Origin of the sequence: Marivirga sp., from assembly GCF_024636815.1 — a bacterium.
Classification (GTDB): Bacteria; Bacteroidota; Bacteroidia; order Cytophagales; family Cyclobacteriaceae; genus Marivirga.
Map to the genome: position 1 here is coordinate 1 of NZ_JAGXGF010000137.1, position 15425 is coordinate 15425.

Genomic DNA, 15425 nt, shown 5'->3' on the forward strand with positions numbered 1-15425 from the left:
AAATCTATATATTTCTCTAATAGCTATTTATGAGTTTTTATTAACTACCTTTGCGCTCCAATTGAGAAATTACCTTTATGAAGCGTATTAACGAATACAAAAAATTATTTAATGTTGAAGGCCCTATTGACCTTAAACTACTAAAATCAACCTATAGAAATTTAGTAAAAGAATGGCATCCTGATAAATTTCAGGCTAATGATCCTAAAGCTGCCGAGGCAGAAATCAAAAGTCAGCAGATAATTGATGGCTATCATTTTCTTATCAGTATAGCTCCTGAAACCAAAGAAGCTAATCTAGCTGAATATACAAAAACAACCACTGAGTCAAATATTTTGGATTTCAGACACAAAGGTTTATTGCTAGAAGTTACTTTTTTAGATGGCACCACCTATGAATATTTTGGGGTTAATAAAAATGTATATTCTAAACTGTTGAATTCTGATAAGCCCTATCGTTTTGCTAAAAGAAACATCTTTAACAATTTTCTTTATAGAAAATCTAAGAAGGCTATGGAAATGGCCGAATAATTGAAAGAGTTAATTCAGTTGGCTGGTCGAGATTTGTAATCTCGACCATATATCGTAGGATTTTTAATCCGTTTTTATAAAATTGATGTCTTGAAATTATAGATTAAAGAGTCAATTTTTATCTGGATAAATTAAAATGCCGTTTTCTTATACAATTAGAGATCAAGGAGCAGTACACTTTGTAACTTTTACTGTTCATCAGTGGGTGGATGTTTTTACTAGAAAAGTTTATATTGATGAGTTACTAGAAAGTTTGAGATTTTGTCAAAAAAACAAGGGACTTGAAATCTTTGCTTGGGTAGTAATGAGTAATCATTGTCATTTGATTGTCAGAGCAAAAAATGAAAATTTAAGTGATGTAATTCGAGATTTTAAAAAGTTCATCTCAAAAAAGATTTACAAATCCATAGAGGATAATAAACAAGAAAGTAGAAAAAATTGGCTGCCCAAAGTCTTGATGTACGATAACAGGATTTGGTTTTGGAAGGAAGGTTATCATGGAGAGGAAATCTGGAGCCAAAATTTCTTCGATGTGAAATTGAACTATATTCACCAAAATCCTGTGCGAGCAGGATTTGTTGAAAAGGAAGAGGAATATTTATGGAGTAGCGCAGGTGATCTGTATGGAGTAAGGAAAGGTCCTATAGATATAAGCGATTATTAAATAAAAAGGCTTCGATTTCTAAATTTATTCGGATTACAAATCCTATGATAGATCTTTCGGAATTACAAAATCTGAAAAGCCGAGCACATCCTTTCGAGTATAAAAGTTAGATTAAAAACTTTTGTCAATTGTATATTGTCAACTGTCAATTTATTTCTGCTTTTTCTTTGCGCCTTAGCAACTTTGCGGTTAATTTTATTTTTATGAGTGTAACAATAAGAAAAGCAATAGAAAAGGATATCCCCAGAACTTTAGAGTTAATCCAGGAATTGGCAGTTTACGAGCGAGAGCCTGATGCCGTAGTGGTAGATGTGGATGAGTTGATAAAAGACGGCTTTGGAGAAAATCCTGCCTATGGATTATTTATAGCTGAAACTGAAAAGGAAATAGTAGGCATTGCCTTATATTATTTCCGTTATTCTACCTGGAATGGGAAAGTTTTATATCTGGAAGATTTAATTGTAACAGAATCAGAAAGAGGAAATGGCTACGGAAGAAAGTTGCTGAATGCTATCCTTCAAGAAGCGGATGAGCAAAATTGTAGGCTATGTACTTGGCAGGTATTGGATTGGAATGAACCTTCTATCGATTTTTATAAAAGTATAGGAGCAGATTTAGACGAAGGATGGATAAACTGTACTGTAAAGAGAGATCAGTATAAAGGGATTTATAAAGGTTGATTTTGAGATAAGATGGAGTTAGGTCAGACCTATCATATTTATAATCACGCCAACGGAGATGAACAGCTTTTTCGTGAATACTCAAATTATATATTTTTTCTTGATAAGTTTAAATCATATATACATCCTATAGCGGATATATATGCCTATTGCTTAATGCCATATCATTTTCATTTTTTGCTCAAGGTAAAAGACCAGGAAGAGCTTAAAGACCTGTCAGGTTTTCAAAACCTGACAGGTCTCAGTGCCTATGAAAAGCAAATCTCTAAGTCCTTTAGTAATCATTTTAACAGCTATGCTAAAGCATACAATAAGAGGGTTGAAAGAAGGGGTAGCCTATTTGAGAGAAGATTCAAGGCTAAACAAATCAAAAGTGTTGATCAATGGCAAGAAACTTTTCTTTATATTCATCTTAATCCTATAAAGCATGGTTTTACCCAAAATTTAAAATTATGGAAATGGAGTAGTTGGCATGCTTATAAAAGCATTAATTATAAATCATTATTGGATAGAAATGAAGCATTATCCTATTTTGATAATATTGAGAATTTACTTTACTGTTCAGAAGATAAATTGAATAGATTAATTAATATGTCTTTAGAATAAATTAAATGTTCTTTTTCCTCTCCAAAACCATCAGTTATTTATTAATGCCAGCTACTCTAATTGGTTTAGTATGGCTGGCATTTTTTATTTTTCGAAAATGGAAATACCGAAAATACCTGGCTATTTTGGGTTTTACTTTATTCATCATCTTTACTAATGATTTTTTAGCTAATTCCTTTCTGAAAGCCTGGCAAACCGAACCCGCTAATCTTGAAGCTATCAAAAGTCAAAAATTCACTTATGGTGTTCTATTGACGGGAATGACCAATACACTTAAAGAACCCAAAGACAGAGTTTATTTCAATCAAAATGCAGATAGGTTATTACAAGCTATTATGCTCCATCAGCAGGGAATAATTGATTCACTTTATATTTCCGGAGGAGGAGCTACGGCCTTACGGAAAGATTTGCAAGAAGCCCGAGTGCTATCTTCCTACTTGGAATCCATTCAATTCCCGATGGAAAAAGTCATCATAGAAGATCAATCCAGAAATACGGTGGAAAGTGCTCGCTTAGCAACTGATTTTATTGGAACTCAGGATCAAATACTTTTAATTACCAGTGCTTCTCATATGCCGAGGGCAGAGGGATGTTTTCAAAAAGAAGGTTTTAGGGTACAACGCTATCCTACAGTTTTTCATACAAATGATGAAATGATCAGCCCTTCCATGTTTCTGCCATCTCAGGATGCATTAATGAAATGGCATATTTTATTTAAAGAATGGATGGGTTATGGAGCTTATTGGCTAGCGGGTTATTTGTAGGTCAGAGAATAGTGATTAGTGAATTGAGAATGGAATTTTAGCTCATCGAGATTTGTAATCTCTATTTTAGATTATTGGATTTTTAATCCTGATCAATCTCATAGGATTACAAATCCAACGATAGTATTTCGGAATTGAAAATTTCGAAAAGCAAGGCATAGAGTTAAATAATAAAAATAAATACTTAAGCAATAGTAATTATGGCTAAAAAGAATCTTATCCTTTTACATGGTGCTTTAGGAAGTGCAAAATCATTTGATGCACTTATTCCACAATTATCCAATGATTTTAATTTGATTGTACCTGATTTTAAAGGGCATGGAAGCAGGTCAGAAGCTGATGCCGGATTTAAAATGCAGGATTTGGTTAACGATTTGGAAGAAATCTTGCAGAAAGAGAATATCAAATCTGCTAAAGTATTTGCTTACAGTATGGGCGGATATGTTGCCTTGTCCTTAGCACTGAAAAAACCTGATTATTTTGATAGCATTATGACTTTAGGCACTAAGCTGGACTGGAAAGCCGAGCAAGCGGAAAGGGAAACTAAAATGCTGAACCCTGAGAAGATACAGGAAAAAGTACCGAAGTTTGCACACCATCTCAAAGCTTTACATGGAGAGAACTGGATGCATCTGTGTGAGCAAACAGCAGGAATGATGCTCAACTTGGGGGAGAGCCCTATTTTAAATACTGATAATATTTCTGCTATTGATTTACCGGTTCGTTTATGTTTAGGTGATCGAGATAATATGGTAAGTCTCGATGAAACGATTGCTTTTTATAAGGCTTTAAATAATGGGCAATTACAGGTGTTTCCGAATTGCCCGCATCCTATTGAAAAGGTCAACTCTAAGTCTTTGGCATTTTCTATTGCTAATTTTTAACTTGTATTATTTGAACAAATAAATACTTTCATATCTTGTCCTGACCTAATAGGGAAAGGAATAAAAATGCTAAATTCATGTTCTATTGATATCACTACCTGGTGGAAATTGGTAGATTGATTTTCCTCATATGGACGCCTATGAGATTGTATCTTATTTTTGAGTATTTTAGGTTTTTGAAGAGAACTTCAAAAGATTTAATATGATTTTTTGTTCTACAGTAGTAATATAATTAACCCGACCACTTCCGAGGAACTCGGAAAAGCGGGAGGGAGGAAAGTTTAGCGGGCCAGCGTGGGCAATGAGGGTGGAAGCCAGCCAGAGGCTGGTCGGCCTTTGGCTGACATTAAACTTTCTTGATTTTTTCTATCTTTTTTATTAAGAAAAAAGATTGGAGATAAAATTAAAATGTAAAGTTAATTATAAAGTGCAAAGGAAAGTTAAAGAGGGCTTTTGAGTTTTCAATTAAAATGGTTTTAAAACGAATTAAAGATTATTAACAGTATTAGTAGTATGATGCTAATAGAAAACCATCAATTTCTAAAACTTAATAATATGTCTGATCATAATATAATTCCTGGAATTCATAACTGGTGTGACAGATGGTGCGAAAAATGTTCTTTTATAGCTCGATGCGCAGTGGGTATTAAGGAACTTGATATAATAGAGGAAGAGCAAAAAGGGAATAACCCTGATTTTTGGGAAGGAATTAAAGAGCAATTCACAAATACCATTAAATTGATAGATAAACTAGCAAAAGAAAAGGGTATTGACTTAGATGGTATACATGATGAGGAATGGGAGCAAATAGAAAAGGAAAACGAACAAAAAAGAAAAGAGGGTATGGAGCATCCCATTACCCAAATTGCATCAAAATACTTAAAAAGTGGTCTTGATACCTTGGATTCTGGTATTATAGAAAATAAGTTGAATTCTGAAATAGAGAAATTTGAATTAGGGCTTGAAAAAGAAGCGCACAGTGGTATAACTCAGCTAAAAGATGCAGTGGATATTATTAAATGGTATATTTTCTTTATTTCTGCCAAATGCCAACGATTGGTAATGGAAAACATGGATAAGGAATTTGAGGATACAGAGTTTCCACCTGAAGAAAGAAGTTATAATGGCACTGCCAAAATCACGCTAATTTCAATTGAAAGATCGATTACCGCTTGGGGGGTATTGCTAAGGTTGATTCCCGAATATCAAGATGAAATACTTTCTAAATTGGTGCTTTTACAAAAATTACAAGGGCTAATTGAAATTGAATTTCCAGATGCCATGAGATTTATCCGTCCTGGCTTTGATGAATAGAAAGTAGAACTGCTAAGTACATAAAAATACCTATTTAACCAAAAAGCCCGAAAGAAATCTCTTCTTTCGGGCTTTTAATGTATAATCTATTTTAATTTTAATTAAAAGTTTCTTCAGTAATTTCAATATTGAATTCCGCAGATTGTAACTCTGTATTTAATGGTCTACCCTGAAATTTTACATTTTTCTTAGGAACCATAATGCCATCTACAGCCTCGAATTCGCTATATTCTTCATATACCGTCATTTCGCCCTGAGGACCTTTCTGAGTTGCAGAAGTTTTTACTTTTAAACCACTTTCTGTATCAAAATAAGATTTGGTAACCTGCCCACTAGGAAGTGTTACTTCTACTACATAAGCATCCTTATCATTTACGGTTTCAATACCTTTTAATTCAGTAGAAACTCCCATTTCTGCATAGTGCAATTCAGGGAAGATTTTAGTATTTGACTTAATATTATTTTTAGCCTCATCAGGTAATGGAACTTCCTGGCCCTGCTGTAATACTTTAACCTCATCCCCTTTCACTAATACTTTACTCATTACCATAGGCCCCATTCCTACTTCTTGTTTGTAGTTATCGTTATCCTTTATTTCAGTAAAGTTTAATGTCTGTCCTTGCATACTCATGCTATAAACAGTTTTCATTGAGTTGATGGCTTCTATTTTGTCTTTTCCACCTAAGGCCTCAAAATATTTTTCAAATACTTTATCAACTGTTAAGTCTGCAGGCAATGCGCTTTTATCTTTTGGATCATATTCATTACCCTTTCTGTCAAAGTATTTCACTTCACCGAATTGATCCAATTTATCTGCTATATCTTCACCTTTTCCAACTACCAAGATATTAGCATTATTAGGTAAAATATATTTTTGAGCTGCTGCTTTTACATCTTCTAAAGTAACGGCCTCTAGATTTTTCAAATAATTGGCATAATAATCTTTAGGTAGATTATACCTTGCAGTATTAATAGCAAACGAAGCCACAGTTTGCGGACTTTCCAATGAACGAGCAAAACTTCCGGAGATAGAAGCTTTCGCAGCATCTAATTCGTCCTGAGTTACACTCTCTTCATTGATTTTACTCAATTCAGCCATAAACTCATGTACTGCGCTATCTGTTACTTCATTTCTTACACTAGCACTTGCAGTAAAGCTTCCGACCAATTCATCTGCACTTAAAGAAGAGCGAGCACCATAAGTAAAAGCTTTATCTTCTCTTAGGTTTTGCATTAATCTAGAAGAAAAACCACCACCCAAAATTTGATTAAGCACTCTTGCGATAATTACATCTTCGCTTCCAATAGGCAAGCTTACTGGGTAAGTTACATTCACAACAGACTGAACTGAAGCTTCTCTATTTACTAAAGCAACAAATGTTTCTTCCGGTGGAGTTGGCATTTCATATTCAGCTGAAGGAATCTCAGCTTTCTCCCAATCACTAAAATTCTTTTTGATTAATTTTTTAGCTTCTTTAGGGGTAATATCTCCCACTATTGCTAAATAGCCGATGTTTGGTCTGAAATAGTTTTTGTAATAAGATTTGATTTCTTCCAATGTGATGTTTTCCACTGACTCTTCAGTTTCAAATTCACCATAAGGATGATGGTCACCATAAACCAATTTACCTCTTACATTTGAAGCGATAGCATTTGGATCGTCTTTAGAAGCAGCTATACCGGATAAGGTTTGCTTTTTCAATTTGTCTAATTCATCCTCAGGAAAAGCAGGGTTGAATAAAACATCTTTCATCAATTCCATCAATTTATCTTGATGCTTTGTCAATGAAGTAGCATACATTCCAGTGGAGAAAGTATTGATATTGGCTCCAATGAAATCAATATCCTCATCTAATTCCGCTTTAGTACGGTTTTCTGTCCCCTTCATTAACATCTGACCAGCCATGCTTACATAACCTGCTTTGTCTCCTTCTAGAACCGGGTCACGGTCAAAAGTTAAAGAAAATGCTACTCTGGGTAGTTTATGATTTTCTACCACAAATACCTTCAATCCATTTTTCAATGTGAATGTAGTGGGTTCTCCTATGTTTATTTCTTTAGCCGGACTAGGTTCCGGGGCTGTTGTTCTGTCAACCTGAGCAAATGCAACACTTGCAGCTAAGGCGAATACAAAACTTATATATATCTTTTTAATCATTTTTTTTCAATTATTAAGTGAAACGACTTATTGGTTCTGTTGAGATTTTGGTAAGTAATACAACACCACTCTGTTGTCCTCAGTAAGATATTTATTTGCTACTCGCTTGATATCTTTTTTGGACACTTTCATGTATCTATCAATCTCTTTATTGATTAAGTTGGCATCTCCATAATACACATGATAGTTAGCTAGGCTTTCAGCAATACCTGCCATTCGGCTGTTTCCTGAGATGAAGTCATTTTCCTTTTGGTTTCTGATTTTTTCAAATTCTTTATCAGAAATCAATTCCTCCTGAACTTTCTTGATTTCAGCATCCATAGCATCTTCCAGTTCTTTTAAATCACCACCAATTGTGGGTAATCCAAATAGTAAGTATAAGCCAGGATCTTCTGAAGAGAAAGGAATTGCAGCTACTTGCAATGCTTTTTGTTGTTCATCTACCAATGATTTATACATTCTGGCTGATTGACCTCCAGAAAGTGCAGTACTCAACATTTCCAAAGCATAAGAATCTTCTGTTCCTTGCGCTGGCATGTGGTAAGCCTGAATTACAGCAGGAAGCTGAATATTATCATAGATAGTATCTCTAACTTCTTCTTTTTGTTTTGGCTCTACTATGTCTGGTCTAGGGATTTCTTTCCCACCTCTAGGAATTGGGCCGAAATAATCTTTTACTAATTTTTTCGCTTCTTCTATTTCAATGTCACCTGCAATAGATAATGTAGCATTTTCAGGAACATAGAAAGTCTCATAAAAGTCAACGAATTCATCTAAAGAAGCAGCATTTAAATGTTCTAAAGATCCAATTGGAGTCCATCTGTAAGGATGCTCAGTATATGCTCTTTTCATGATTTCAGGTAAGATAGTGCCATAAGGCTGGTTATCATACCGTTGTCTTTTTTCTTCTTTTACTACTTCTCGCTGAGTTTCTACGCCAATTTTCTGGATTTGTGCATGCATCAATCTTTCAGACTCTAACCATAAGCCTAATTTCAATTGATTGGAAGGTAAAACTTCATAATAATAGGTTCTGTCATTTGAAGTGTTTGCGTTGTTTACACCACCAGCATTGGTGATATATTTACCAAACTGTCCTCTTTCGATATTTTTTGAACCTTCAAATAACAAATGTTCAAAGAAATGGGCAAAGCCTGTACGTTCAGGATTTTCATTTTTTGAACCTACATGGTACATCACTGAAACTACCACTATTGGTGTAGTATTATCCTGATGCAAAATCACATGCATTCCGTTATCTAAATCGAATTCAGTAAATTCGATCTCTTTTTTTTGCGCTATTGAGCCAAAAGACATCAATAAACACAAAGACCCGACTATAAGTCTTTTCATCATAAGTTGATTGTTTATTTGTGAACTATTTTAATAAATTATCTGCGAATATAAGGTAAATATTACATCTAATCATGTGGGTAATGTTAAATTTTTGAGATGGTATTTGAAGGGGATGAAAGGAGAAATATTAGTTTGTTAAAACTTAAACTTAGGTTCATTATTTAAAAGAACTTAGGGAATATATGGCAATAAAAAAGCCTTCGAAATCATTTCCGAAGGCTTTGTTTTGAATCTTAAATCTAGTGTCTAGATCATGATTTTTCTTATTTTCCCATAAAAGGATACTTATAGTCTGTAGGCGTTACGAATGTTTCTTTTACCATTCTAGCTGAGCACCAACGCAATAAGTTCTATTTAGAACCTGCTTTATCGTTAGTTCCTGATTTTCTAGCACCTCCAAATGGGTTTTGATTTACCACAGCCCCTGTTGGCTTATCATTTACATAGAAGTTACCAGCTGCTTGATTTAAGCGTTTGGTAGCCCGCTCAATGATATAGCGATCGTTACTAAAGATAGCTCCAGTTAATGCATAAGGAGAAGTTTCATCAACCAATGTTAAAGTCTCTTCAAAATTCTCTGCTTCGTATACATAAATTGTAACAACAGGGCCGAAGATTTCCTCTTGCATAGTAACATACTGCGGATCTTTTGTTACAATAACAGTTGGCTGGATGAAATATCCTTTGGAGTCATCACATTCACCGCCAGCAATAACTTCTGCAACATTACTTTCTTTCGCATTGTCAATATATCCCTTGATTTTATCGAATGCTTTTCTGTCAATTACCGCATTGAAGAAGTTTTCAAAATCTTCCGGATCACCCATTTTAATATCTTTGATATCAGCAACTATGTTTTCTTTTACGCCATCCCAAATATTATTGGCTATGTAAACTCTTGAAACAGCAGAACATTTTTGTCCCTGAAATTCGAATGCACCTCTTGTGATAGCTGTAGCGACTTGTTTAGGATCAGCTGTTTTATGTGCTAATATGAAATCTTTACCACCTGTTTCCCCAACAATTCTTGGATATGATTTATAAGTTTCAATGTTTTCTCCTATTGTTTTCCAAATAGTTTGAAATACAGCAGTACTTCCTGTAAAGTGAATTCCTGCAAAATCAGGATGCTTGAAAATCTTATCACCTGTTGTAGGTCCATCTACGTAAATCAAGTTGATAACTCCGTTGGGTACCCCAGCTTCTTTGAAGATTTCCATTATTACATTGGCAGAATAAATTTGTGAATAAGCAGGTTTCCAAACTACTGTGTTTCCCATCAAAGCAGCACTTGAAGGTAAATTACCTGCTATGGCTGTAAAGTTGAATGGAGTTAAAGCAAATACAAATCCTTCTAATGGTCTGTACTCCATTCTATTCCAGATACCATCAGGAGAAAAAGGTTGTTCTTCATAGATTTCGGTCATGTACTTAACATTGAACCTTAAAAAGTCTGCTAATTCACATGCAGAATCTATCTCTGCTTGATATGCATTTTTTGATTGCCCCAACATAGTTGCAGCATTAATTTTATCTCTATAAGGACCTGAAATTAAATCAGCAGCCTTCAAGAAAACAGCTGCTCTTTGTTGCCAATGCAAATCAGCCCATTCTTGTTTAGCAGCTAGTGCAGCTTTTATAGCTTGTTCAACATGACTGCCATCACCTTCATGAAACTGACCCAAATTATGTTGATGATCGTGCGGAGGATTTAAAGGAAGCGTTTTCCCTGTCCTAACCTCTTCTGCACCAATATACATCGGAACATCTACTTCCTGAGATTTTAATTCTTTTAGCTTGGCTTTTAAAGAGTCTCTTTCTGGAGTTCCCGGTGCATAACTATTTACGGGTTCGTTTTTTGGAATAGGTACCTTATAAATTGCTGTTGGCATATCTGTAATAATTTTATACTTTGAAAATAAAAATCTAAAATTAGGTAAATATTTCAGTTTGCCTTATCAAAAGCTATGAAATTTTCCCTCTCTCAGATGCTTACGGTTTTAAAAATTTTTGTTTGGAATTAAAGGGTTTTTCTGGTGTTGTTTAATTAATGAGTAAGCCTAATAATGTAATAAAAACAAGGGATTCATTCACATGCGAATATTTATCTATTAAAGTTTTGTACACACTTTGATGCATCATTATGTGCAAACTGTAAATCCTAGCCTCAGAAGAATAAAGTGGCCTAATTCTAATTATAAAAATTTATTTTCTAAATCAATAATATAAAAAGTATGATATAAGCTGCTATAATTTCTCGCTTAATCATGTAACTTTTTGATAATAAATTCACTAACTTTTGAATGCTTTTAGTCAAAAATTTCTTTTGAAAGAAATGTCGGAAACTTTTATTCACTATATCGTACAAAATCCTGATTATCTCATTTTGGTAGCAAGTTGTGCTTTCCTAGTATCTTATTTTATTAGATGGGTGCTAAAGAATGGCGATAATTCAGATGATGATGATAGCGGTGGAGGTGGTTCCAATGAAAACGATGATGATCCTGTTTTGGATTTACCACCAGGCGTATGTTTGCCAAAAGATAAGCCCGAACCTGAATTGACAGCCTGAATGGTATTGCTTTCGTTTAAACCTTACAAATACTTTGATTCCAACCCCTTCTGAATTATTTTTGCAACAATTTTAGAGGGCTATATCAACTATAATACATTTATACCGTGTATAACCTCATCAATAAAATTACCCTTCAGTCGGAAATAATAGTATATAGAACATAAAAATCCAGTCATGAAAGATTCTGTTAATGCAGATTATTTGAAAAAAGTAACTAAACCACTTCCGGTAGTAGTTGCAAAAGGAGATGGAATTGGTCCTGAAATAATGGACGCCACTTTAAAAATTTTAGAAGCAGCTAATGTTGCATTGGATGCGGATCACATCGAAATTGGCGAGCAAGCTTATTTAACTGGAAATACTTCTGGAATTCCTGAAAGCGCCTGGGAAGCTATCCACAAAAAGAAAGTGATTTTAAAAGCTCCTATCACCACTCCACAAGGTTCGGGATATAAAAGCTTAAATGTTACTATAAGAAAATCATTAGGGCTATTTTCAAATGTACGTCCAGCTGTATCATACCACCCGATAGTGGAGAGCAAGCATCCTGTCATGGATTTAGTAGTAGTAAGAGAAAATGAAGAAGATTTATATGCAGGGATTGAATATCAACAAACCGATGAAGTTACTCAATGCCTTAAACTGATTTCTAGACCAGGTTCAGAAAAAATAATCCGATATGCATTTGAATATGCCAAAAAATACAACCGTAAAAAGGTTACTTGCTTGGTAAAAGACAATATTATGAAAATCTCTGATGGATTATTCCACAGTGTTTTCAAAGAAGTAGCGAAAGAATATCCGGATATTCAGGCTGAAAGTCAGATAATTGATATTGCTACTGCTAGAATAGCTAATCGTCCTGAAGATTATGATGTAATAGTTACTTTGAATTTATACGGAGATATAGTTTCAGATGTAACGGCTGAAATCTCTGGTTCTGTTGGGCTTGCAGGTTCTTCCAATATTGGTAAGGAATACGCAATGTTTGAAGCAATTCATGGTTCTGCGCCTGATATTGCAGGACAGAAGATAGCTAATCCTTCAGGATTATTGCACGGAGCAATCCAAATGTTACAATATTTCGGTGAAGTTGAAAAAGCTGCTTTAATTCACAATGCTTGGTTGACTACATTAGAAGACGGAATCCATACTGGAGAAATCTACAAAGAAGGACACAGTAAGCAGAAAGTTGGAACTGAGGGATTTGCAGATGCCGTTATTGAAAGATTAGGACAGGTTCCAGAAAAATTCAAGAAAATTACGGTTAAAGATGGAGAAGATTTTAGGATACATATTCAAGAAAAATCATATGCTCCAAAAGAAAAGAAATTAGTTGGTGTAGATGTGTATTTTGATCATAAAGATAAAGATGCCAATAAATTTGGAGATGCATTAACTGAAGATTCTAAGGATTTCTTTAAACTTAATATGTTAACGAATAGAGGGGTGAAAGTTTATCCAGGTGGTATGGCATCAACTTTCTGTTCTGATCACTGGAGATGTAGATTTATATCTAAAAATGATGGAGGTGCAGAAGGAAAACCAGATTATAAAACCATAGATTACAAAGAAGTGATGGAATTGATGAGTTACTTAAATGGAAAAGGATACGATATCATCAAAACTGAAAATCTATACACTTTTGATGGAGAATTAGGATTCTCATTAAGTCAGGGAGAATAAAATTATTTAGACAGAGGTCGAATTTGGCCTCTGTTTTTTCACATTTGCTTATTACATTATTTTCCACTTCCGAATTAAGCTTATGAAATAGTTGATAAAATATTCATATATCCTCTTAAAATGATATATTTGCAACTAACCAGCTAATAACCAACAACAACCATGAGACTTGCCCAGGCAGCGAGAAAGCTTTCTATTACTACCGAAGATATAGTTGATTTCCTTGAAATTAGAGGGATGACTGTTGAAAAAGATTCCAATACCAAATTGGAAGAGAGAGCTGTCCAACTATTGTATAAGCATTTCGACATAGAAGAGGATAGCAAGCTTAAGGGAGTAGAACCCAAAGAAGATATTGGGACTATAGAAATAAAGGAAGAAGAACAGACAATTCCTGAGATTGACCTTCCGAAGTCCGAGGGACAGAAGGAAGATGTAACAGAAAGCCAAGAAATAGAGGAAACTGAAATAGAGTCAGAAGAAAATCTTGTAGAAGAAAAGCCTAATAATAAATTGTTTAAAACAGTTGATGAATTATTAGAGGGTGAAAGTGATAATTCAAGTGACGATTTTGTTATTAAAGCTCCAAAAGTAGAACTGAAGGGCCTAAATATAGTAGGAAAAATTGATCTTCCTGAACCAAAACCGAAACCAGAAGTAGAGCAAAAGGAAGAATCTAAAGTTAATAGACGCAAAAAATCTCATTTAAAGACTAGAGAGGATAGAAAACCTCCAAAGAAAAGACAAAAACGAGAGCTTACTCCCACTGAAATTAGGAAACGCGAGGAACAGAAGGAAGCGAGGAAGCGGGAACGTGTTGAAAAAGAAAAAAAGAAAAAGCGTGAGCAATTTTACCGAGAGAAAATCTTAAAGCCGAAACAAATCGAGCAGAAAAACAAACTTAAGAAAAGGAAATCTTCAGCAGTAGAAACAGGATCTGAGCAAAAACCACAACCTAAAACAGTTTTAGGTAAATTTTGGCTTTGGTTAAATACCTAAATGATACTTAAGTCACTGAGACTCTAGAATTATAATTATTTATTGCATGTCTTAATTCAAAATGCAAAATCCGATTCTTAAAATCACCTATGAAAAAAGAAAGTAAATTATATAGTATATTCAATTTTAAGTGCCCTAGATGTCATGAGGGGGATTTATTCCAATCTAAAACATATGACATAAAGAATTTCCAAAAAATGCCTAAACATTGTTCTCATTGTGGTTTGCGTTATATGTCTGAACCCTCTTTTTTTGATGGAGCCATGTATATTAGTTATGCCATGCAAGTAGCATTAATCATCACGGTTTTTGTTGCTTTGAATGTATTAGGGTTTGCACAACTTTGGCTAATTATCACACTATCAGTATCTCTTGCTTTACTCTTGATTCCGTTAACATTTCGTCTTTCAAGATCAGCTTACATTAATCTCTTCGTGAAATATGATCCTGAAAAGCGCTCTTAATATAATTAATCATTTTGTTTAATTAAATTGAAAAAAATGTTAAACAAAATTTATCGCTCTGTGTTAATACAATAATTAAGTATTATTAACACGGTAAAAATAATTAAAGAGTGATGAAAAGAAGAAATGTAATATTATTCATAGGGATTATAGTAGCATCAATTATAGGAACAAAATCATTTGCAAATCCAATTATAAAATCAAATAAAAAGGAGATAGGTTCAGAAGAATTTGATAGAATTATTAATGCAATTAAAAATAATCCAGAATTTTCAATTTTCTACGAAGCTATTGAGAAATCCGATTTATCAACAGAAATTGCTAAATTGAATAAAATGACTTTGATGATACCTACTAACAAATCATTTAAATTACTACCTGGAGATGTATGGGAAAATTTTATGGATAAGGATAATAAAGATGCTTTAGTAAAATTATTAAACTACCATGTAATTCCTCAGAAAGTAAGTTTTGATGATTTAAACAAATTGAAAAATTTAAATACACTACAAGATCAATCGGTAAAAATTTTCCACGGAAATGACTTAAAGATTGAAAATGCTGTAATACAAGAGATGCACAAAGAAACTGTTGATGTAATTATTTATAAACCTGAGTTCGATTCTAATTTAGGATTCAGAACGCCTGTAAATAGTGAGTTTCAACTAAAAATTCTGAAGCAATAGCGGGCTATTGTAAGGAATTTTTAGGAAGAAAATCGCTGTTTAGAGGTGGGATAGGAAAA

Annotated in this window: 14 protein-coding genes and 1 pseudogene; 12 read left to right on the forward strand and 3 right to left on the reverse strand. The window is 33.9% G+C overall.

The genetic code is table 11. From position 1 onward, the window contains the following. The first annotated feature begins 77 nt into the window (after positions 1-77). From Q0L29_RS10335 to Q0L29_RS10365, 7 genes are all read left to right on the forward strand, one after another. A complete protein-coding gene (locus Q0L29_RS10335; protein WP_296621425.1) occupies positions 78-530 on the forward strand; it encodes a KTSC domain-containing protein in 453 nt (150 codons plus the stop codon). 136 nt (positions 531-666) lie between these two features. Beyond that, a complete protein-coding gene (locus Q0L29_RS10340) occupies positions 667-1194 on the forward strand; it encodes a transposase (protein WP_296621426.1) in 528 nt (175 codons plus the stop codon). A gap of 203 nt (positions 1195-1397) precedes the next feature. Next, complete coding sequence (locus Q0L29_RS10345; RefSeq protein WP_296621428.1) at positions 1398-1874, forward strand: GNAT family N-acetyltransferase; 477 nt, start codon at positions 1398-1400, stop codon at positions 1872-1874. A gap of 12 nt (positions 1875-1886) precedes the next feature. Further along, positions 1887-2480 carry a transposase gene (locus Q0L29_RS10350; protein ID WP_296621429.1) on the forward strand — a complete coding sequence of 198 codons (594 nt, stop codon included), beginning with the start codon at positions 1887-1889 and terminating at the stop codon, positions 2478-2480. A 5-nt stretch (positions 2481-2485) separates the two neighbouring features. Further along, positions 2486-3244, forward strand: a complete 759-nt coding sequence (locus Q0L29_RS10355) for a YdcF family protein (protein WP_296621431.1) — start codon at positions 2486-2488, stop codon at positions 3242-3244. Positions 3245-3444: 200 nt separating this feature from the next. Next, entirely contained in the window at positions 3445-4128 is a 684-nt protein-coding gene (locus tag Q0L29_RS10360; RefSeq protein WP_296621433.1) for an alpha/beta fold hydrolase, read from the forward strand. A gap of 555 nt (positions 4129-4683) precedes the next feature. After that, positions 4684-5442: a hypothetical protein gene (locus Q0L29_RS10365; protein ID WP_296621434.1), complete on the forward strand. Its 759-nt coding sequence runs from the start codon at positions 4684-4686 to the stop codon at positions 5440-5442. A gap of 97 nt (positions 5443-5539) precedes the next feature. On the opposite strand, the gene Q0L29_RS10370 is transcribed toward Q0L29_RS10365, so the two are convergent. The 3 genes and pseudogenes from Q0L29_RS10370 to pruA form a co-directional block, all read right to left on the reverse strand. Further along, complete coding sequence (locus Q0L29_RS10370; RefSeq protein WP_296621436.1) at positions 5540-7600, reverse strand: pitrilysin family protein; 2061 nt, start codon at positions 7598-7600, stop codon at positions 5540-5542. 27 nt (positions 7601-7627) lie between these two features. Further along, positions 7628-8956: a pitrilysin family protein gene (locus Q0L29_RS10375; RefSeq protein ID WP_296621438.1), complete on the reverse strand. Its 1329-nt coding sequence runs from the start codon at positions 8954-8956 to the stop codon at positions 7628-7630. A gap of 263 nt (positions 8957-9219) precedes the next feature. Continuing rightward, positions 9220-10848, reverse strand: a pseudogene (gene pruA / locus Q0L29_RS10380) (L-glutamate gamma-semialdehyde dehydrogenase). Positions 10849-11291: 443 nt separating this feature from the next. Here pruA and Q0L29_RS10385 point away from each other — a divergent pair. From Q0L29_RS10385 to Q0L29_RS10405, 5 genes are all read left to right on the forward strand, one after another. Further along, positions 11292-11528, forward strand: a complete 237-nt coding sequence (locus Q0L29_RS10385; RefSeq protein WP_296621440.1) for a hypothetical protein — start codon at positions 11292-11294, stop codon at positions 11526-11528. A 177-nt stretch (positions 11529-11705) separates the two neighbouring features. Further along, positions 11706-13217, forward strand: coding sequence for an NADP-dependent isocitrate dehydrogenase (locus tag Q0L29_RS10390; RefSeq protein ID WP_296621442.1), 1512 nt, complete (start codon positions 11706-11708; stop codon positions 13215-13217). A gap of 162 nt (positions 13218-13379) precedes the next feature. After that, the gene (locus Q0L29_RS10395) at positions 13380-14216 is read left to right on the forward strand and encodes a hypothetical protein (RefSeq protein ID WP_296621443.1); all 837 of its coding nucleotides are present in this window, start codon (positions 13380-13382) and stop codon (positions 14214-14216) included. An 89-nt stretch (positions 14217-14305) separates the two neighbouring features. Further along, complete coding sequence (locus Q0L29_RS10400) at positions 14306-14680, forward strand: DUF983 domain-containing protein (RefSeq protein WP_296621446.1); 375 nt, start codon at positions 14306-14308, stop codon at positions 14678-14680. A gap of 113 nt (positions 14681-14793) precedes the next feature. Continuing rightward, positions 14794-15366 (forward strand): fasciclin domain-containing protein, encoded by a 573-nt coding sequence (locus Q0L29_RS10405; RefSeq protein WP_296621447.1) that lies wholly within the window; start codon positions 14794-14796, stop codon positions 15364-15366. Positions 15367-15425 lie beyond the last annotated feature (59 nt).

Coding starts and splice junctions, on each gene's coding strand:
- Q0L29_RS10335 (WP_296621425.1), top strand. CDS start 78: ATGAAGCGTATTAACGAATACAAAAAATTATTTAATGTTGAAGGCCCT.
- Q0L29_RS10390 (WP_296621442.1), top strand. CDS start 11,706: ATGAAAGATTCTGTTAATGCAGATTATTTGAAAAAAGTAACTAAACCA.
- Q0L29_RS10340 (WP_296621426.1), top strand. CDS start 667: ATGCCGTTTTCTTATACAATTAGAGATCAAGGAGCAGTACACTTTGTA.
- Q0L29_RS10360 (WP_296621433.1), top strand. CDS start 3,445: ATGGCTAAAAAGAATCTTATCCTTTTACATGGTGCTTTAGGAAGTGCA.
- Q0L29_RS10395 (WP_296621443.1), top strand. CDS start 13,380: ATGAGACTTGCCCAGGCAGCGAGAAAGCTTTCTATTACTACCGAAGAT.
- Q0L29_RS10375 (WP_296621438.1), bottom strand. CDS start 8,956: ATGATGAAAAGACTTATAGTCGGGTCTTTGTGTTTATTGATGTCTTTT.
- Q0L29_RS10355 (WP_296621431.1), top strand. CDS start 2,486: ATGTTCTTTTTCCTCTCCAAAACCATCAGTTATTTATTAATGCCAGCT.
- Q0L29_RS10405 (WP_296621447.1), top strand. CDS start 14,794: ATGAAAAGAAGAAATGTAATATTATTCATAGGGATTATAGTAGCATCA.
- Q0L29_RS10385 (WP_296621440.1), top strand. CDS start 11,292: ATGTCGGAAACTTTTATTCACTATATCGTACAAAATCCTGATTATCTC.
- Q0L29_RS10345 (WP_296621428.1), top strand. CDS start 1,398: ATGAGTGTAACAATAAGAAAAGCAATAGAAAAGGATATCCCCAGAACT.
- Q0L29_RS10370 (WP_296621436.1), bottom strand. CDS start 7,600: ATGATTAAAAAGATATATATAAGTTTTGTATTCGCCTTAGCTGCAAGT.
- Q0L29_RS10365 (WP_296621434.1), top strand. CDS start 4,684: ATGTCTGATCATAATATAATTCCTGGAATTCATAACTGGTGTGACAGA.
- Q0L29_RS10400 (WP_296621446.1), top strand. CDS start 14,306: ATGAAAAAAGAAAGTAAATTATATAGTATATTCAATTTTAAGTGCCCT.
- Q0L29_RS10350 (WP_296621429.1), top strand. CDS start 1,887: ATGGAGTTAGGTCAGACCTATCATATTTATAATCACGCCAACGGAGAT.